General features: G+C 72.0%; 19 protein-coding genes. All 19 read right to left on the bottom strand.

Annotated features, from left to right (window positions below; all coding sequences use genetic code 11):
* Positions 1-27: 27 nt before the first annotated feature.
* The 19 genes from AB0L89_RS21995 to AB0L89_RS21905 all read right to left on the bottom strand — a co-directional run bounded on the left by AB0L89_RS21995 (position 28) and on the right by AB0L89_RS21905 (position 17,532).
* Positions 28-669 carry a hypothetical protein gene (locus tag AB0L89_RS21995; protein ID WP_365143264.1) on the bottom strand — a complete coding sequence of 214 codons (642 nt, stop codon included), beginning with the start codon at positions 667-669 and terminating at the stop codon, positions 28-30.
* On the bottom strand, positions 666-1,409 hold the full coding sequence (locus AB0L89_RS21990; RefSeq protein ID WP_365143262.1) for a hypothetical protein: 744 nt from the start codon (positions 1,407-1,409) through the stop codon (positions 666-668). The genes AB0L89_RS21995 and AB0L89_RS21990 overlap by 4 nt, the downstream gene beginning before the upstream one ends.
* A 21-nt stretch (positions 1,410-1,430) precedes the next feature.
* Positions 1,431-2,138: a hypothetical protein gene (locus tag AB0L89_RS21985; protein WP_365143260.1), complete on the bottom strand. Its 708-nt coding sequence runs from the start codon at positions 2,136-2,138 to the stop codon at positions 1,431-1,433.
* Positions 2,139-2,160: 22 nt separating this feature from the next.
* Complete coding sequence (locus tag AB0L89_RS21980; protein ID WP_365143258.1) at positions 2,161-3,063, bottom strand: hypothetical protein; 903 nt, start codon at positions 3,061-3,063, stop codon at positions 2,161-2,163.
* Positions 3,060-3,419 (bottom strand): hypothetical protein, encoded by a 360-nt coding sequence (locus AB0L89_RS21975; protein ID WP_365143406.1) that lies wholly within the window; start codon positions 3,417-3,419, stop codon positions 3,060-3,062. The genes AB0L89_RS21980 and AB0L89_RS21975 overlap by 4 nt, the downstream gene beginning before the upstream one ends.
* A gap of 178 nt (positions 3,420-3,597) precedes the next feature.
* Complete coding sequence (locus AB0L89_RS21970) at positions 3,598-4,095, bottom strand: hypothetical protein (protein WP_365143256.1); 498 nt, start codon at positions 4,093-4,095, stop codon at positions 3,598-3,600.
* A 224-nt stretch (positions 4,096-4,319) separates the two neighbouring features.
* Positions 4,320-6,119: a hypothetical protein gene (locus tag AB0L89_RS21965; protein WP_365143254.1), complete on the bottom strand. Its 1,800-nt coding sequence runs from the start codon at positions 6,117-6,119 to the stop codon at positions 4,320-4,322.
* Positions 6,116-7,258: an AAA family ATPase gene (locus tag AB0L89_RS21960; RefSeq protein WP_365143404.1), complete on the bottom strand. Its 1,143-nt coding sequence runs from the start codon at positions 7,256-7,258 to the stop codon at positions 6,116-6,118. The genes AB0L89_RS21965 and AB0L89_RS21960 overlap by 4 nt, the downstream gene beginning before the upstream one ends.
* A 195-nt stretch (positions 7,259-7,453) precedes the next feature.
* The gene (locus tag AB0L89_RS21955) at positions 7,454-7,675 is read right to left on the bottom strand and encodes a hypothetical protein (protein ID WP_365143402.1); all 222 of its coding nucleotides are present in this window, start codon (positions 7,673-7,675) and stop codon (positions 7,454-7,456) included.
* 106 nt (positions 7,676-7,781) lie between these two features.
* On the bottom strand, positions 7,782-9,023 hold the full coding sequence (locus AB0L89_RS21950; protein WP_365143252.1) for an MFS transporter: 1,242 nt from the start codon (positions 9,021-9,023) through the stop codon (positions 7,782-7,784).
* A gap of 39 nt (positions 9,024-9,062) precedes the next feature.
* Positions 9,063-11,276 (bottom strand): hypothetical protein, encoded by a 2,214-nt coding sequence (locus AB0L89_RS21945; RefSeq protein ID WP_365143250.1) that lies wholly within the window; start codon positions 11,274-11,276, stop codon positions 9,063-9,065.
* Positions 11,277-11,297: 21 nt separating this feature from the next.
* The gene (locus AB0L89_RS21940) at positions 11,298-11,648 is read right to left on the bottom strand and encodes a hypothetical protein (RefSeq protein WP_365143248.1); all 351 of its coding nucleotides are present in this window, start codon (positions 11,646-11,648) and stop codon (positions 11,298-11,300) included.
* A gap of 472 nt (positions 11,649-12,120) precedes the next feature.
* On the bottom strand, positions 12,121-13,290 hold the full coding sequence (locus tag AB0L89_RS21935; protein ID WP_365143246.1) for a hypothetical protein: 1,170 nt from the start codon (positions 13,288-13,290) through the stop codon (positions 12,121-12,123).
* Positions 13,291-13,303: 13 nt separating this feature from the next.
* On the bottom strand, positions 13,304-13,843 hold the full coding sequence (locus tag AB0L89_RS21930; protein ID WP_365143244.1) for a hypothetical protein: 540 nt from the start codon (positions 13,841-13,843) through the stop codon (positions 13,304-13,306).
* The gene (locus AB0L89_RS21925) at positions 13,843-14,589 is read right to left on the bottom strand and encodes a glycosyltransferase (RefSeq protein WP_365143400.1); all 747 of its coding nucleotides are present in this window, start codon (positions 14,587-14,589) and stop codon (positions 13,843-13,845) included. Before AB0L89_RS21925 ends, AB0L89_RS21930 begins: the two co-directional genes overlap by 1 nt.
* A gap of 67 nt (positions 14,590-14,656) precedes the next feature.
* Complete coding sequence (locus AB0L89_RS21920) at positions 14,657-15,229, bottom strand: hypothetical protein (protein WP_365143242.1); 573 nt, start codon at positions 15,227-15,229, stop codon at positions 14,657-14,659.
* A gap of 34 nt (positions 15,230-15,263) precedes the next feature.
* Positions 15,264-16,283, bottom strand: coding sequence for a hypothetical protein (locus AB0L89_RS21915; RefSeq protein WP_365143240.1), 1,020 nt, complete (start codon positions 16,281-16,283; stop codon positions 15,264-15,266).
* Between the two features lie 203 nt (positions 16,284-16,486).
* The gene (locus AB0L89_RS21910) at positions 16,487-17,092 is read right to left on the bottom strand and encodes a hypothetical protein (RefSeq protein WP_365143238.1); all 606 of its coding nucleotides are present in this window, start codon (positions 17,090-17,092) and stop codon (positions 16,487-16,489) included.
* Positions 17,089-17,532, bottom strand: a complete 444-nt coding sequence (locus AB0L89_RS21905; protein ID WP_365143236.1) for a hypothetical protein — start codon at positions 17,530-17,532, stop codon at positions 17,089-17,091. Before AB0L89_RS21905 ends, AB0L89_RS21910 begins: the two co-directional genes overlap by 4 nt.
* Positions 17,533-17,534 lie beyond the last annotated feature (2 nt).

The raw sequence follows: 17,534 nt of genomic DNA, 5'->3' as shown, positions 1-17,534 counted from the left end.
GGGCGGCGTGTCTCCCTTCTTCTGGGGCTATCGCCGCCGGGCAGGCGACGTGGACGGGGTGGTGGTCAGCGCGGGTGTGCTGGTGCGCGCGGTCTGGTTGCGGATCAGTTCGATCTGCCGGGCGTGCTCGGACAAGCGGCTTGTGGCCGTCATCAGCCGTTCCGCCGACGCCGGTTCGTGCCCGGTGCTCTCCAGGCGTTGGATCCAGGGCGCCCAGGTGGAGATCAGGGTCTGTACCAGGCGCGGCAGGAGCCCGTCGTGAGGCGCGGCGATTTCGGTGAGGACCTTGGCGACCTCCTGGTCGTCGGCGGCATGGTGGGCCCGCTCGGCGAGCTGCTGGAGGTAGCGGTGGGCGGCCTGCCGGTCACCGTCGGCGGTGGCCAGGACGTTGAGCGTGGGGTCCAGGTGGACGCCGAATCCGGCCAGCAGCAGTGCGTGGGCGGCGGCGGTGGCGCCCTGGCGCTGCTGTTCGACGGGCATGGTGTGCGGCTGGCGCTGGTAGGGGCCGCGAGGGCCGGCGGCGGAGATGAAGCCGCCGGCGGTCTGCAGGATCCCCTCGGCGCGTTGGTCGCCACCGATCGCGACGACCAGCTGCGTCTTCGGGTCCCGCGTGATGGTCACGTAGTCGAGGACGAAGAACGTCGGCTCGTCGTCCGCCGACCTGGTCATCGAGTCCGCGCCGTGGAGGCTGCGGCCGGGGCCGGAGCTGCGACCGGAGCGGTGTCCAGGGCGGGCTTGGCCTGCGGGAGCCGCACACTGAGACCGATACCGAGCCGGTCCAGCTGCGCTGCTGCCCGCTGGATGGACTCGGCCTGCGCGGCGGTGTCATCGCCGGGCAGCACGAAGACGTCCTGGTCCGTGTCGTAGACGCAGCCGTTGTCGGTGAGGATCTGCGCGGCGTCGGCCCGCTTGGGCTTGGTGACGTGGAAGTCCCGGCCGCTCAGGGTGATCACCACGAGTTCCGGGGGCGGCGCCGGGGTCAGGCGGGCAGCCTGTTCGTGAACCTGGGCGAGGGCTTTGTCGTAGCGGGGCAGCAGGTCGCTGGTGATGTCCGCGGCGGCTTGGACCGGGTCGTCGGGGACGGCGATGCCGTCGGGCTCGCGTACGGCGCGGAAGGCTTCCGCAGGGATGCCGCCCGGGGCGATGGCGCCGACGAGGAACTCCTCGCCGCTGCGCGGGCGCGCGATGACGTACAGGCGGGCGCCGTCGTCGCGGGTGAGGACCGCGTCCTGGTCCAGGACGTGCTCGGCGATGGCGTGGGCGAGAAGGTTCATGTCCCAGACGTGTTCGGCGCGGGCGAACTGGTCGGGGTACTGCGTATGCGTCTGGTGCTTGCTGGTCCACTGGCCGGGGAGTTCGTCGGCCAGGGCGATGGCGAAGGACGCGAGGTTAGGGGTGGGGTCGTGCATGAATTCCTCGGGGATAGGGGGTCAGCGGCGCCGTCCGGCAGGGGCCGGAGATGCGGGCGGCGGGCTGGGCGATGTGGTGGTCCGGGGCGGGGGCGGACAGCCGCAGACGGCGGAGGCTTCACGCTCGCCTGGGCCGATTTCGGCGCTGCACACGCTGCGCTGCGGGTGAGGTTCGTGCCGGTCGGCGAGGTCGGCACGCACGCCGGCGAGGTCGGCGCGGATGACGTCCAGGCGGCTTTCGGCGAGGTAACGCAGCCGGGAAGCGGTGGCGATATCGGCTGCCCCGCCAAGGCCCAGGTGGAACTCGACCGTTGCCGTGAGGATGTCGTCGAGGGCGGCCAGGACACCGTCGTGGGCGGCGGTGAGTTCGGTCAGGGCATCCGCGACTTCCTCGGTGGTGGTCGCCTGGCGGATGCGGTCGGCCTGGTGGGCGACGGAGGCGCCGAGGGGGAGGTAGTGCGCCTCGCGCAGTTCGGTCTCGAACGCTGCGTCGCAGTCGACGTGATAGCGCACGGCGCGCAACCGGGCCACGGCCCGGGTGGCGAGTCGTTCCTCCTCGGCCTCGTCGAGGCCGGTGGGCAGTCGGTGGCAGTGCTCGTGTACGCGGACGACGGGGACGAAGCCAGTGCGCTGAAGGATGCTGTGCGCTTCCGGATCGCCTCCACGGGAGAGGACCTCGCCGGAGTGCACGTCGCGTTGCAGGGTCAGGTAGCGGTCGGCGATGGCCAAGGGCAGGACTTTCTCAGGGGATTCAGCGGGAGCGGCGCGCGGGCGCCGGGCGGGGAGCGGCGGGCGCGTAGGTGACCAGGGCGGCGCGTTGGCTGGCTCCGGGCAGATCCGCGGCGGTGGCTTCCAGGTCCCGCTGGATGCCGTACAGACGCCGGGCGATCCACTCCATCCGGTGTCCCGCGGCGGGCCCGTAGGAGTGGGGCAGCTCCTCCAGCCGGTACGCGGCCTGCTCGACCAGGCCGCGCACCGAGGCGATCGGCCCGTTGGTCTCGTCGGCGAGCTGGCACATCAGCATGGCGAGCTGCGCGGCCACTGCGGGCGGGGACTGATCCGCCACCGGCCTTTGCAGGGCCGGGCGTTGGGCCGGGAGCCGCGCGGTCAGCGGGCGCCCGCCGTGGGGCTGTGCGGGCACCAGGCCGAGATCGACCTCGATGCGTCGGCTCTCCTCCATGAGCGCCCGAGCCAGTGGATAAGGCTGCCGGGCCCAGGCGCCGTCGCCGCGGATGAGGTTGCCGATCACGTCGAGTCGGCCGGGCCGGGCCTGCAGCGCCACCCAGCGGCACGCCTGCTCATCCCCGGCGGGTGCGAGCCCGGCGACGCGGGACAACCGCTGTGCGATCTCCGCCCATTCCGGCGGGCGCAGTTCCCGGTCGGCGGGGTGCAGCCGGACAGCCATGTGGAAGATCTCAGGATCGTTGGCGTTCGGCCCGGCAGCGTAGGGGTGGAGGCTCTGTGGCGCGAGGAGGTACTCCTCCCCGTCGGCGAACATCCACTCCTTGGGGCCGCCCTCGGCGACGCTGGAGTCCAGAGGGGCGCTGGCCACCACGAGATCACCCAGCACGTCCTGTTCGGCGACCGGATGGGCCAGGGCAGCGGAGAGCGGGATGGACGGGAAGAACTCCGCCTCATGGATGTACGGGATCACCGGCCGCCCCGGGCGTCCGCGATGTGCACGAGCTGGTTCAGCGCGGTCGTGGAGTACCAGCCGCAGTCGATCACGGTGCCCGCGTCGGCGAACTTCGGGATCAGGTAGTCCTCCAGGGCGCGCAGGTAGATGAGGCAGTCGGGGCAGCGGCGCGAGAGGTGGACCAGGTAGCGGGGGTGGGCGGTGACGAAGGTCTGCTGCCCGCCGTTGGGGTCGCGCAGCCGCCACCCGTCTTCGTCGGTGGGTGTGTGCCAGGACGGGGTCACCACCGTCATGGCGTCCCCCCACAGCTCTCCGCCGGCGACGCCCTTGAGGATGACGACCTGGTCGCCGGGCCGGAAGTGGCCGTGGGACATGTCCCTCTCGGGTGTGAGGATGTCGGCGGGAACGTACGGCGGGCGAACAGCTTCGGGCACAGGGAGTCCTTCCACGAACGGCAACGGGGTGGCGGTGGAAGGACAATGGTCCGGACGATCCCCGGTTTCGCTAACCGGGGATCGTCGGGTATAAGGCACCCGCGCCCGCCGCGCCGTACTAGCGGAAGGGGTTCTCCGTGCCGCGATCGGCCTCCGTGGCGGCGTCGAGAAGCTCGGGAAGATCCGTGCCTTCGGCGTCCCGCTGGTCGATCCACCATCCGGCGCGGGTGATCGTGCGGATCTTCTCCTCCAGCGCGGCCCAGTCCGCCTCGTCCCAGGTGCCTTCGGTGACCAGCACGGTGTAGGCGGCGGTGACCAACTGGTGGCGGGAGCGTTCACCCCAGTCCAGGGCCTTCTCGGGGCCTTCGAGCGGGGGCATCTCGAACTGGGCGGCCCAGTCGGTGGCGGCCTGCTGTTCGGCGGCGCGCTTGGCCGCGAGCCACTCCTCCTTGCTGGCGCTGTCGCCGTCGCGGGCGGCCTTCCAGCAGTCGGTGCAGTCCTTGGAGGCGAGCCAACGGGCGAAGGAGGCCCGCTTGTCGGCCGGGCGGCCGGAGAGGTCGTGGGTTATGGCGTGTCCACAGGTGTGGACAACTTCAAAGGAGGTGCGTACGGCCAAGGGTGAATCTCCTTGCAGATAGAGGGTGTTCAGCGGAGGGCGTGAGCCCGTGTCCGGCGGTGCCGACCTCGACGGCGGGTGGCGACGCCGGGGACGGCGAGGTGGCGGCGCATAGCGAGCAGGACGGTGAGGGTGAGCACGGCGCCGAGGGCGGGCAGGGCCGCACCGAGGCGGGCATGTTCGGCGAGCGTTCCGGACAGGACGCTTCCGCCTTCTGCGTCGTCTCAGCGTGTCCGGCGGATGGCGTCGGTGGCCGCCGTGGCGATGGCGGCGGGAGCGCTGGAGGGCCGGGGCAGGTGCAGCAAGGTGGTCCCCGGCAGGTGCTGGGACTTGGCGGTGAGGGTGAGCTGGAGTACGGCGCAGCCGGCGGTCGTGAGCTGCTTGACGCGGGTGACGGCTTGAGCGGTTTCGTCGCTGCCGTAGTGGGCGTCGGTGACGATCACGAGGAGTCGGCCGGCGCCGGGGCGGCTGAGTTCGAGGCCGTGGTCGAGTGCGTCGATGGCGTCGCCGAGGTTGTGGCTGCCGCCGTTGGCATTGAACGTCGTCACGCGCTCTGGTGCTCGGTGGGTGGGCCGGACAAGTGCGGTCAGGTGCTGGTCGTAGGCGATGGTGGCAGTGAGGGAGTCGGGGTCGGTCAGGGCTGCTGCGCGTGCCACGATCCAGGCAGCGGACGCGACGGGCGCGCAGGCGGCCCGCATGGAGCCGGAGACGTCGACGGCGATACCCACACGCAGCGGTGGGGTGGGGGAGTTCCGGCGGCGGGTGTGGGTGAACGGTTCTGCGGTGGGGACCGACCCGGCCGCGCGTTGAGCGTCGCGGGCGAGGGCCGCGCGCATGTTGAGGCGGCCGGGCGGGGTGGGGCTGGTGGTCCGCTCCTCGGTCCGCTCGCGGTAGGCGGCGGCACGCAGGGCGCGGCTCAGGCGCGCGGCGGCACTCTGCTCGGCGGCGGTGGGCCGGCGGGTTCCGGTGACCGGGTTGCTGCGGGGCGCCGGTGTACCGTCGGGGTTGACGGTGGTGCCACGGGTGTTGAAGACCGACTTGGCGGTGGCGGCGGCTTTGCGTCGCTGGCCGGCCCGCTGGGCGCGGTCCTGAGCCTGCGCCTTGGACTGCGCGGCCATGGCGTTGTCCGCTGCGGCCTGTGCCGCGAGGTCGGCGGCGTTGGTGGCTGCCGCGTGGTCCATGACGACCCCCACGGCGTCGGACAGCAGATCGGTGAGGTTCTCCGGCACGGGCCGGGCGGGGGCCGCGATGTCCAGAGCGTCGCACCAGTCTTGACCGTGCGCGAGCATGGTCGTGGCGTCGTGGTCGGCGCACTGGTGGGCTGCGGTCCAGATGCGGGTGAGGGTGGCCAGCAGGTCTGCGCCCAGCACCTTTTCGCACAGATCGGCCACCGCCCGGGTCTCGCCGGCGTCCAGGATGCCGACGTCACGGCGGCCGAGGACCAGGGCCGCCACGGCGGCGGCCTGCTCGATGCCCTTCAGGGTGGGGTGGGCGATGTCGGGCATGACCAGGGTTCGGGCACTGGTACGCAGGTACGTGCGGTCCGTGGGCCGCGTGATCAGGTGTGCGCCTTCGACACGGCTCTCCTCCAGCAGGAGCGCGGCCTCGACGACACGGGGGTTCGCTCCGGCAGGCTCCGTCCAGACGGAGTGGGCCGCGTGCGCGGCCTCGTGGACGAACACTCCCCAGGCGGCGGGATACCGCTCCTCGTCGCCCACGATCCGCGGATGGATCTCGTGGGGCTTCAGCGGGGCGAACAGGCGGGCGTCGAACTCGACCTCGCCCAGAGTGGGGAAGAACGCGGCCGGTGCGCCGCTGCGCGTGCCGGGGCGGCAGGTGACGAGGAGGTCCTGGCGGCCGGAGAGGGCGACCAGCCGGTCGCCGAGTTCGGCTCCCACGCGCAGCCACGCGGCCGGGGAGGTGCGGGGTTGCGCGGGCGGGGCGCCGTCGTCGTCCCAGCGCGCGAGGTCGGCGTCGTCCTCCCGGGTGGTGGCGGGGGACTGGACGTGGTGGTGGGCGCTCATCGCGAGCGGCCCCGGTTCGGGGAGCCGGTGCTGCCCGCAGGTTGCCGGACGGCCGAGGCGGGGAGCTGCTTGCCGAGGGTGAGGGGCGCGATCTTCTTGACGCCGACAGCCTTGATGACGGCAGCGGCGACGATGTCGCGATCCTCCGCAGGAGCGATGCCGACCAGGTTCGCGAGCGCGGCCTTGGTGCCGAGGACGGCCTCGGTCTTCTGGTAGCTAAGCAGCTCCCGCAGTTGCGGGGCCCAGCCCAGCTCGCCGAGTTCGACCTGGCGGGCGAGGTGCCGGGCGACCCGGACTACCCGGGCATCGATCCTCAGCGCCAGGGCGAGGTCATAGTCCGTGCCGATCTGGATCTGCACGCTGAACCGGCTCGCGAGCGCCTCCGTCAACACCGCCCCGTGGACGCCGGGATTGTGGCCCGCCGCCACGTAGAAGCCCGGCTCGGCCTTGATGGTCTCGCCCTTGTGGGCCTTGACCTGGATCTGCCTGCGCCCGTCCATCGCGGGATACAGCGCCGCCAGGACCTTCGGTGAGACCAAGGTGGCATCGTCGATCAGCAGGGCGCGGCCCTCGGTCATCGCAGTGACCAGCGGACCGTACTGGAAGACGTAGCCTCCCGCGTCGTCCTGTGTGTACTCGCCGATCAGGTCGCCGACCGTGGTGTCGCCATCACCGGCGACGGTGAGCAGGTCCGGGAACGCCGCCTCGACCAGACTCGTCTTGCCGGTGCCCGGAGGGCCGTAGAGCAGCACCGGCACGTCGGCGTCGCGCAGCCGGTTCAGCGCCTCGACGTCGGGCAGATCGGCCAGCTCCCTCGGGTGGTAGAGCTGGCCCCCCGCGCGGCGGATCGGGCCGGTCTGCCTGGGCGTGGCTGCTGCGGGAGTGGTCGTGCGGGCCATGGCCGCCTGGGCGCGGGGAGAGTGGGTGCCCGGTGGGCTGATCACAGCGGTCTGCGCGGCTGCGGCGGTTTTCGCGTTCGCGCGGAACTCCGGTTGTCCGCTTCCGCTTTGGTCGGCCTCGCCGCGTCGCACCAGGGTGAGGGCGGCGTTGCGGACGGCTCCGTGGGAGTGGCCCAGCTGCCGGGCCATGTCCCCGATGGTGAGCTTGTCCGCCGGCCGGTCGGCCAGCAGTCGGGCCACCTTGGCCCGTAGTTCGCCGCCCTTGGTGCGCGCTGGACGCGTAGGCGTTCCGGGTGTGGTCAAAAACGAGGTCCCTTCAACAGGTACGGGTGAGGGCGAGGTTGGCGATGCGCTAGAGCAGCTGGCCGCTCTCGGAGCGGATCACGGACTGTGCCGACATCGGCGACCGGGCCAACCGGCGCGTACCGTCGGCGCTCACCGGTCGGCCGAGGGCTCGGTCCAGGGGCAGGGGATGGCCGGCGACGGCCAGCTCGCCGGCTGCCGAGCAGGCCCGTGCGTCTGCTCCGTACCGGGTTCCGTCGCTCGGCAGGCGCAGCCGGGCGCCTCTTCGAAGCCGTCCTGGAGCAGGATCCGCCGGGCGGCGGCGTTGTAGCCGGTGGTGGTGATCTCGCCGGTGATGGCGTGCCGGATCGTCATGAACGGCTCTGCTGGTGCTTCGGGCAAGGCGGGTCTCCTATCGGTGGTGGCGGGAAAGCGGTGGGGTGTTGGGCGATGGCGAGGCGGGCCCGGAGCTTCCAGGGGTTCAGCGGGAGGCGTGAGCCGGTGTGCGGCGGTGCCTGCCTCGGCGACGGGCGGTGGCGCCGGGGACGGCGAGGTGGCGGTGGGCGGCGAGCAGGACTGTGAGGGTGAGCGCGGCGCCGGCCGCGGGAAGGGCGGCACCGACCGGAGGATGCTCGGAGAGCGCGCCGGTCAGGGCGGTCCCGGCGGCCTGGCCGGTGCCGACCGCGGCGATCAGCCAGGCGTATGCCTCGGTCGTGGTGCCGGCCGGGGCGAGGGCGTCCACCGTCAGGAACGCGGAGGTGATCACGGCGGTGAGCAGCAGACCCGGCACTGCCGTCAGCGCGACTGCGGAGGCGGGCCCGGTGACCGCCATCAGCGGCAGCCATCCGGCGGCGAACAGCAGGGCTGCCGCCAGAAGTTGTGCGGTGAGCGTGCCCGGCCAGGCGCGTCGCCCGTACAGGAAGCCGCCGACGAGGCTGCCGGTGGACAGCGCGGCGGGGATGAGCCCGGACAGCAGGCCAATGCCGAGGTCGTCGGCGAACGCGACGGCCCAGACGTTCATCGCCCCCAGAGCAAAACCGACGCCGCTCACCGCCACGAACAACCAGCGCAGCCCCGCGTGGGAGAGGGGCCCGAGGGTGCCAGCGCGCTGGGGTGCGGGGGCCGGGCGCCAGTGGCGGGAGGGTGCGGCGCTCAGCACGATGGCGGCGCCGAGCAGTCCGAGCGCGGCGCTCACCACCATCGCGGTGCACGGCCCGGTCGTCGTGGACAGCACGGCGACCAGCGGGGGCCCAGTGACGTAGATCAGCCCCTGGGCGCCGGTGTCGAGCGCGAGCGCGGCCCGGCGCTGCGCCTCGTCGGGCAGGACCACGGGCCACAGGGCCCGCAGTCCTGCTTCCAGTGGCGGGGTGCTCAGCCCGGCGAGCGCGACGAGCGCGGCGGCCGGGCCTGGCCGTGCGGCGACCTCAACCACGGCCAGGGCCAGCAGGCAGACCGTGGTGAGCAGGACCGCCGCGGCGGTGACCAGCGTTTGTCCGCACCGGTCGACCATTCGGCCCAGGACCGGCTGCCCGACGGCGGAGGCCAGTCCGTACAGCGCACACAGCAGCCCGCCGGTCTTCAGCGAACCGCCCTGGTCGGCGACGAGCAGGAGGATCGCGACGGGCGCCATGCCGTTGGGCAGGCGGCCGACCAAGGTGCCGAACAGCAGGCGGGCGACGTGGCGTTGCGCGAGCAGCGGGCCGGAGCCGGTGGTGGAGGTCAACGCGGGCTTTCTGGGGTGATGCACCCCGATGCGGGGGTGCTAGCGGCGGCGGGCCGTGCCCAGGGCGTGGGGCGCGGCCGGTCCGACGGGCGGTGCCGGGGGCGTGGGGGTGGTGTGGAACACGGGGCGTGGAGTGCGGTGCGGTGGCAGGACACCGGCACCGAGGCTCTCGGCGACGGACTCGATCTCCTGCGTCAGCGCGCCGAGTTGCCTGGCAAGGACGGACAGGCGGGCGGCAGAGCGCTGGTCTTGCTTCGTCTCCAGCGCGTCGGTGAACTTCGCGGACCGGTAAAGGAGTTCGGCCAGGCGGGGCAGCGGGCCGCGGGAGAAGCTGGAGTCGTCCACGGCGTCGAGCAGGGCCATATAGACGTCCCCGGTGTGTCGCGCCTCGTCGACCTGACGGACCAGCTTCGCGACCGGGGCCTCCGCTGCGGGAGCCTGGGGCGCGAAGGGGGCGACGTCCGGGTGCAGGACCCCTGCGGGAACCGCGGGCGGGGACGCTTCGACCGCCTGGTGCACGGTGTCGTAGTGGCCCAGCACCCGCATCTGCTCGCTGCCGACTTCGCCCGCCAGCACCACCACCGTCTGCTCGCCCTGTTCGACGAGATACGCCAGGGTGATCAGCTCGTTGCGGGCGCTGTACCAGACATCAGTCGTGTCCAAGTCGCCGCGCTGCCACGCTGCTTGCGCCCGTTCCTGCCAGAGCCGAAGTTCTTCACCGCTCAGGGGCGGGGCGACGGGGCGGTGCTGTCCGGCGAGGTCGCCGACGATGAAGGACCGCTCGGCCCAGGCCAGCACGTAGGGCCACAGCTGGAGGTGACGCACTCGGGAGGCATCGGGCTCGTCTTGACCGGCGGGCGCGGACCGGATGCGGTGGATCTGGTCGGCGGCGTGGGCCATGTCGGCGATCAGCTCGCGCCAGGCGGCATGGTGCCGGGCCGGCGGCATGGCGTCCACGGCGCTGCGCGCGGCGACCAGCAGCGCGTCCGCGTGCGGCAGTACGTGGCGCTCGAACGCTTCGACGCCTTCCTGGCGCTTGCCGTGCGCAATGACTGCGGCGGCGTGCGAGGCATCTGCGGCATCGGCTGCTCGGGCCCAGGCGCGCTCGTAGCGCCCGTGGATCAGTGCGAACTGGGTCTGGAAGGTGTGCAGTTCGCCGAGGGCGGTGCCGAGGTCTTCGGTGGGGGTGTCGGTGATGAGGTGCTCCGGGACAGGGGGTGCGGCGCGGTGGCTGCGTGTGGGGTTCAGCGGCGCGGGCCGGTGGCGGCTACGGCCGGCGGGGGAGTGCGGCGGTGGGCAGTGCCTTGCGCTTTGCCGGGGGGGGATGGATGCAGGCGGTGTGGCGGCGTGGGCCATCTCGATCAGCTCCTCACCGCCGTTGAGCCACAGCACCTCCGCATTGGCGAGGGCCTCGGGATCCGGATCGTCCAGGTCGTCGAGACTCAGGCCGTCCTCCATGCGATCGAGGAAGACGGCCTGATCGGTCGAGAGCGTCGTGGTGTCGCGCAGGGTGGCGATGAATGCGATGGCGTGGGCGCGGAACCGGTACAGCGCTGCATCCAGGTCCACGGTGTCGTACGTCCCGGGCTCGCGCTCCTGAGCCCAGCGCAGGTCCTCCTCCACCTCGTCCAGGCGCGAGATGTAGACGGCCCGCCCGTAGTCGGGCAGCAGGCGCGTCTGGATGAACCGGGCGGCGAGCCGGGCGTCGGACGCGGTGACAGTGCGTGGAGCCGGGGCCGTCACGCGGACGTAATCAGGGCTCGGGGCCAGCGCGCCGACCAGGTACGCCCCGTCCGAGGGCCGTTCGGCCAGCAGCAGCTCGGTGCCGCCACCGTCTCGGAGGATCGCCGCGAAACCCAGCCGGTTCGTCTCCAGGAGGCCGTGGAGAGCGCCGGTCTCCCACAAGAAGTCCCGCAGGTAGTGCTGGTCCTGCTGCTCTCGCAGGGCCTCGATGTCTGCCATCCAGTGGCCGGGCAGCGCCGCCACGATCGCCTCGGCGATGTCGCCGAGAAAGGGGCGGGGGTGGGTGGTGACGGCGACCTGGCAGTCGCGGGCGGCTTGGTGGAGATGTGTAAGGGCTTGGCGGGCCGCGGCCTGGTCGTCCAGCGCCAGGGTGTGGATGCGATCGTGATTCTGGGCGAAGCCGGACAGGTCGAGGGCGGTCTCGGCCCACCTGCGGCCGGTCCCGCTCGGCAGAGCGATGATCTTGTCGCGGGCGCTGAGGTACAGCGTGATCTTGGCGGATGGGGTCATGGTGCCTTGAGTCGTGAGGAGTCAGCGTCGGGGGCGCTGGGAGGAGTTGGGTGCGGGCTGTGTCGCCATTGCTGCTCCGGTGCGCGGCGGCCACCAGTTCACCGGCGCACGGTGGCTGGCAGCGGGGAGCAGGTTCGGGTCGAGGTCGACCTGGTAGCCCGCTGCGCTGAGCATCTGGGCGGCGTAGGTGGCCTTCTGGTTCTCGTGCTCCTGGCCGGTGTCGAAGTGCAGCCGGATCCACACTCCGCGCAGCGTCGGGCGGAAGATGAACCCCGCGCGGTCGAGGATCTTCGCGGCGAACTCGTCTACGGGGCCCTCGACTTCGACCTCGCCGCCGCGTTTGCGGGCGATGCGGATGGGCTCGGTGTTCATGCTCACCGTCTCCGTCCAGGCCCTGCGCCGTGCGCGCGTCCGGCGACGGGGACTGCGGCCGGTTGCGTCGAGGGCCGCGTCGGGGCGGTGGACAGCGTGGGGGCGCGTTGCGGCGAGGTGGCCGCGGCGGCCTGGGCGATGCGCTGGCGTCGTTCGAGTAGCCCGTTGCGCACATACGGGCGGGCGGGTTCGGGGGTGAGTGCGGGATCGAGGGAGTAGTCGGCTTGCACGGCGAAGCCGTGGGTTCTCAGATCACGTACAGCCTGGCGAGTGCGGCGCTGGCCGTCCTGGTCCGGCTGGGTGAGGCGGTACACGCCCGGCAGGTCGGGCACGGGCTCGAACTGCTTGCGGGTGAAGAACCATTCGGCCAGGTGCGGGGTGACCGCGGCCGTGGGGGCGGCGACGAAGCCGTGCTCGGGGTGGACGGCGAAGTGGAAGTGGTCGGACAGGGGGCGGATCCTTTCTGCTGGGGTCAGCGGTGCGCTGCGGATGACCGGGGCACGGCGGGAGGCGCCGGGCGGGCGGTGAGCAGGTGCGGGCTCGGTGCCGACAGCGCCATCGGTCCGCCGGGGACGGCGGCACGGGCCTGGCGTTCGAACACCGTGCTGTCGGTGAGCCAGGTCTCGATCGCGGGCAGGGCGGCGAGCCCGAAGCGGCTGCGGGCCTGCTTCCACCCCTCGACCGAGAACAGGACGCCGCTCAGGGCCGTGCCCTCGTTGCGCGTCTCCTGGCTGTCGGCGAGCGCCGAGCGCAGACGCTCCAGCGCGACGGCGTCCTGGGGCCAGGGGCTGCGGGCGGGGCGGCACCGGCTGAGCAGGACAGGGGCGTGCTGGAGAACGTCACGGAAGGAGAGCCAGGCGTAGTCGCCGAACGTGCGCTCCATCTCGGCGATCATCCGGGAGTCGGCGAGCGGCACCCCGTCGCTGTAGCGCCTGGACGCCTTGATGGCCTGCAGCGTCTCGTGCTCCGACCGGATGCGCTCCAGCGCGGTCAGAACCGTGTCCAGGCGGCGGTTGTGCAGACAGCGGCTGTACTCGGGCAGGAACGAGGTGGTGACGGCGTGGGCGGCGAGGCCAGGGTCGGCGGGCAGCACCATGCTGCGCGGCGCGTTCGGCTCCTCCCAGTTGTCGTCGTACTCCTCGGTCGCGAAGGCACCCAGGAGGTATCCGCTGCCATGCCCGGGGCGCTCGATCAGCAGCAGCTCGGTGCCCACCGTGTTCTTGAGGACCACCGCGCTGGGAACGGGGTCGTGGAGCAGGGCCTGGAGGAGGTCTCCGCTGTCCCACAGCGGGCCGATGAGGTCCTCTTGCACCACGGGGTGGTAGTAGAGCTCCAGCTTCGCGCTCCAGGTGCCGGGCAGCCGGGCGGCGAGGTCCTCGCCGAAGTCCGCGAGGTACGGGCGGGGGCTGGTGGTGATGGTCGCGCCGTGCGCGTGGGCGCGGTGCACCAGGACGCTGGCCATCTGGCGGGTGGCCGGCCAGTCGGTCAGCGGGGCGGCGAAAGCGCCGCCGGGGATCCGCTGGAATCCGGCCTCTTCCAGAGCGCGGGAGGCTCGGCGGTGTTCCTCACCGTAGGGGATGGCGACGAGTCCGTTGGCGCGACTGGTGCTGAGGATGATCTGGGTGGGGGGTGTGGGCGACATGTGGTCCTGGTGGTCAGCGCGTAGTCCGCGATAGGGCGACCGCGGAGGACGGGGATGGAACGGGTGCAGGCGCCACCGGGGCCGCGGCCAGCCGGGGCGGCTCGGCTCTGCCGCCGGTCTCGGTGTGGAGCCGTGCGGCAGTGGCGATCAGCTGGGTGCGGGCTGTGCTGCACTTCTCGGCCGCGATGATCCGCAGCGTCTTGGGATCGCCTCGCAGGTGCGAGGTCTCCACACCCGGGATGGCCTCCCGGTAGAAGCCGGTGGACACGCAGTCGAGGGCCTCGGTGAGGTGGCCCATGGCGCTGGTGACGGTGGTCATCGCCTCGGCGAGCCGCATCAGGGTGTGGCGCTCGGGGAGGTGGACCGTCTCAGGGGCGGCGAAGCGTTCCTGCGCGCGTTCGCCGGCGTAGGTGAGGTGGTGGGCGAGCAGGGCGATGTCGTCGGTGAGCGTCGCCGGGTCCACCTCCGTGTGGGTGGTGGGAAGCTGGCCGGCGACGTCGTTGAGACGCCGGGCGAGGTAGTCCAAGGTCGCCTGGGTGACGCCGGAGGTCATCAGGACACCAGCTCCTGCCCGTGAGCGGGTGAGTGCTGTAGCGCGGAGCGCAGGGCGCGACCGTGCCGGAAGGCGAACTCGCGCGAAGGGCCCCGAAGATCGCGGTAACCGTTGGCGCCGCCGGCTGTCATCTGGGCGGGATGCTGCCGGTAGAAATAGACGACGTGCGGAAGCAGTTCGCCTGCGGCGAGGTTGGTCACGCCGTTGACCATCAAAAAGTCTTCCCCGGCGGGGAGTCCGCCGTGTCCGCCCGCGGCGAGGACAAGATCGGTCTGGGCCAGCAGCATGGTCTGGCCGAGCGGGATCTGGGCCTCGGGACTGGCCCAGTACCCGGTCACGTCACCGGGCTGGTGCACGCCGGGCGGCGTCGGGCAGCGCCAGATCGTGGTGGAGCCGTCCGAGTGAAGGTCGGCGCTCCAGCCCGCCACCCAGCCCAGACCGGTCTCGGTGATCCTGTGGTGCCGGATGGCGAGACTGTCCTCCGGCACGAGATCGTCGTCGTCCATGTAGCACACCAGAGGGGTACGGACGGTGCGCAGGCCCAGGTTGCGGGCGGCAGCAGCGCCGACCGGGCGGGACACCCCGACTACGCGGATGCGGGCATCGGCGGCCAGCGGTTCGGGCAGGAGCGCGGGGTCGGCCCCGTCGAGGACGAGGACGGCCTCCCACGGCACGGTCTGCCGCGTCAGGCTGGCGTGTAGTTCGGCGAGGTAGCCCAGGCGTTCGGGCCGGAGCCGGGTGGCGATGACGACCGTGATGTCGGGGCGGGAGTGCGGGGACAGGGCGTTCCCCAGAGACGAAGGGGGCGAGAGGTCAGCGGTGGGTGGCGGACCGGGTGGCCGTGGAGGTAGGTGCCGGTGCGGCCGGGGCTGGCCGGGTGCCCGGCGGTCGGGTAGCGGGTACCGGATGACCGGGGAGCCACAGGTACGGGTGGTCGCTGAACCGTGTCCGAGGATCGGTGTTCCAGTCGACGATCGGCCCACGGTCTGCCGCGTACAGGCTGATGACTTCGATCCCGGCGGGGTGCAGGACGTAACCCCAAGACAGATGTCCGGAGTTGGCCTCAGTGACGACCTCGCGCTGGGGCGGGGAGCCGTCGGAGGTGATGATGTCGTCCAGCTCGCGGCTGGGCCATCTCTCCCCGCCGGTCGGGGCCTTGACCAGCGGCTTGGGGGCGCCATCGAGGAGGTCGGTGCCCAGCTCGTCCCAGGCGATGGTCACCCGGTCGATGAGGTGAACGCTCATGGCCTCGACGTCGCTGGCGAAGCGATGCTGGTAAGCGGCGAGGAGCAGCGGAAGGCGACCGCTGGGGGCACCGTCGAAGTGGACGTATATGCCGGTGTAGCCGGTCTCGGTGGGGCGGGCGATGCAGGATCCGGTGGGCAAGGAACCACGTAGGGCGGTGGGGTGGAGGGCTGCGCTACACGCGGGGCAGGGACGCGGAGTTCACCGGCGGGCCGGACGCGTCGGTGCGGGCGCAGGTGTAGGCCAGGAGCGTGGCGGGGGCGGCCTTCGCGGGGACGGTGGCGGCGTCGTTGCAGATGAACTCGTAGCGGACGCTCGTGCGTGGGATGTCGTGCAGCCAGGCCCGGTCGTCCTTGCCGGGGTTGAGCTGCAGCCCGGAGCGGGCGACCGCGTCGGTCTGGGTGTGGGTGTGGGAGAAGAACACCAGCGCGCCACCGTCGGTGGTCTTGAGCGCGTAGGCGTCGGTATAGCGGTTGGTGGCGTCGGCGAAGGTGCTGGTGCCCTGGCTGCCGTACTGCTTGACGGTCTCGTCGTGGACCTTGATCTGCTGGCTGCTCGCCTTGCTCTCGGCGAAGACCTTCTTCCCGGAGTTCTGGCCGCCGGTGGCGAAGTTGTCCAGGATGCCGCTGCGGAGCAGGTCGGCTCCCGCGGCCAGGTCCTTGTTGCCGTTGGCCGCGACGGCCGTGGCGAATCCGTCGGCATCCAAGGCGACCTTGGGCAGGTCCGTGCCGTACAGATCGGCGACGGAGACCATCTCCCACCGCTTGTGCTGGCTCTGTTCGGCGAAGACGGCGAGACGGTTGGGGGCCTTGTCCTTGGTGCCGGAGAGCGCGGCGGCGAACCAGCGCGGCTGGCCGGGGGCGATCCGCGGGATGTACAGCTGGGTGTTCTGCGTGTCGTACGCCCACGGCTTGTACGGCTTGCGCTCGGACTTGGTCAGGCCCTCGGTCTCCTTGTAATCGGAGACCGACATGGCATACAGCGGGCCGTCCTCGATGGTGTCGAGCAGGTCGCGGTCTCGGTCGGCGTTGGCCTTGTTGTTGACCGTCGCATACCGGTCGATCGCGGCGAGGGCCTGCTGTTTGGTCAGCGCGGGCGGCAACTCCCGCTGCTTTTCGGCGCTCGCGGTCGGCGCGGGGTCCTTGGCCTCGGGGCTGTCGTCGCCGTTGCTGCAGGCGGTCGCGGCCAGGGCCATGCAGGCAGTGGCGATGACGAGGGGGAATCGGTGGCGGGGGCGGCGGATGAGGTGCTCCTGAAAAAGGTGGGTGGTGGGTGATCCGCCTCTAGGGTCCGGGCAATCCCCGGTTTGGCTAACCGGGGATTGCCCGCTATGTTCCGCCCTCCCTCGCGCATTGACGCGGGCGCGAACCAGGGGGTGCGTCGCCGCGTCTGCGCAGGTCAGCGGAGGGTTCGAGAGGCGGCCGGTGACACGGGAGTGGGCATGGGCAGCGAGGCAGGTGGCCGGTTGCCGTGAGTGGGCGGCGGAGTTGGCGCCCGGCGTGTGCTGGGTGCCGTCACGATGAGCCGGTCGGCGTCCCGGTGCAGGGTGCCGGCCGCGTCGGTCAGGTGCCGGTGGGCGCTGGTGAGCCGGTCGCCGAGGGTCGCGCGGGCGTTGCTGATGGCCCTGGCTCGTTCCGGAGTCCGGGGGGTGGCGCTGATCTCATGGAGGCGGCCGATCTGGGCGACGGCTTCGCCCAGCTTGGCCAGGGCCCAGCCGAGAGGATCGGCCGCACGCGTCATCAGGGCGACCTTGTGGTGGGCCAGGGAGTCTGCCGCACCGGGATGCCGCTTCGCTGCCCGGCCATGGACGGCGGCCTCGGTCGCGAGCGAGGCAAAGATGCCCGCGAGGACGCGTACTTGGTCTTCGACCTCCTCGCTGATGCTGGCGAGCGAGTGAGTGGACTCCGGGGCCGGAAGGTCGTCGGCGGCGTTGTGGATGCGCTCGGCCAGAGAGTGCAGGTGCGCCGCCTGATCCAGACCGACGGGTAGCTCGGGCGCCTTCACCGGGTCCGACCAGGCGCCAGGGGCGCCGCGGTGGGCAGCCCGACACTCGGGCCCGCGATGGCCGCCCTGGTGGTCTGGCGTACGGGAGAGCGGGGGCTCAGGGCGCGCATGCGGTCGACGGCGACGTGCAGGTCCTCACCGAGCCCACGCACGGTGGACGCGGCATCCTCCAGCTCGTAGTGGAGGTCGAACCCGTCCTCGTGGTCGGACTCCTTGGCCTTCTCGGCGGCGGCTTCGAAGAACTCGGCGAGCCGCTCCAGCAGTCCGTCGGTCGGCTCCAGGACCTGCTCGATCAGCGCAGCGGCGTGCTCGTAGGACGTCGCGCCGTTGAGTTGGTCGGTGAGCGCGAGAAGCAGACGGCCGTACGCGTAGCGACCACCTGGATCGGTGGGGGTGGCGATGCCCGCGTCGGCGGGGACCGCGGGTATGGCGGAGGGCATGG

The organism is Streptomyces sp. NPDC052114, assembly GCF_040680155.1.
Taxonomy (GTDB): domain Bacteria; phylum Actinomycetota; class Actinomycetes; order Streptomycetales; family Streptomycetaceae; genus Streptomyces.
Note: the sequence above shows the minus strand (reverse complement) of the source record. Positions and strands in the feature narration are given on the sequence as shown.

Excerpts from the sequence above, each read along its gene's own strand:
- AB0L89_RS21945 (WP_365143250.1), bottom strand. The coding sequence starts at position 11,276 with ATGACCCCATCCGCCAAGATCACGCTGTACCTCAGCGCCCGCGACAAG.
- AB0L89_RS21965 (WP_365143254.1), bottom strand. The coding sequence starts at position 6,119 with ATGAGCGCCCACCACCACGTCCAGTCCCCCGCCACCACCCGGGAGGAC.
- AB0L89_RS21955 (WP_365143402.1), bottom strand. The coding sequence starts at position 7,675 with ATGACGATCCGGCACGCCATCACCGGCGAGATCACCACCACCGGCTAC.
- AB0L89_RS21975 (WP_365143406.1), bottom strand. The coding sequence starts at position 3,419 with ATGTCCCACGGCCACTTCCGGCCCGGCGACCAGGTCGTCATCCTCAAG.
- AB0L89_RS21930 (WP_365143244.1), bottom strand. The coding sequence starts at position 13,843 with ATGACCTCCGGCGTCACCCAGGCGACCTTGGACTACCTCGCCCGGCGT.
- AB0L89_RS21940 (WP_365143248.1), bottom strand. The coding sequence starts at position 11,648 with ATGAACACCGAGCCCATCCGCATCGCCCGCAAACGCGGCGGCGAGGTC.
- AB0L89_RS21990 (WP_365143262.1), bottom strand. The coding sequence starts at position 1,409 with ATGCACGACCCCACCCCTAACCTCGCGTCCTTCGCCATCGCCCTGGCC.
- AB0L89_RS21905 (WP_365143236.1), bottom strand. The coding sequence starts at position 17,532 with ATGCCCTCCGCCATACCCGCGGTCCCCGCCGACGCGGGCATCGCCACC.
- AB0L89_RS21935 (WP_365143246.1), bottom strand. The coding sequence starts at position 13,290 with ATGTCGCCCACACCCCCCACCCAGATCATCCTCAGCACCAGTCGCGCC.
- AB0L89_RS21995 (WP_365143264.1), bottom strand. The coding sequence starts at position 669 with ATGACCAGGTCGGCGGACGACGAGCCGACGTTCTTCGTCCTCGACTAC.
- AB0L89_RS21915 (WP_365143240.1), bottom strand. The coding sequence starts at position 16,283 with ATGGCCCTGGCCGCGACCGCCTGCAGCAACGGCGACGACAGCCCCGAG.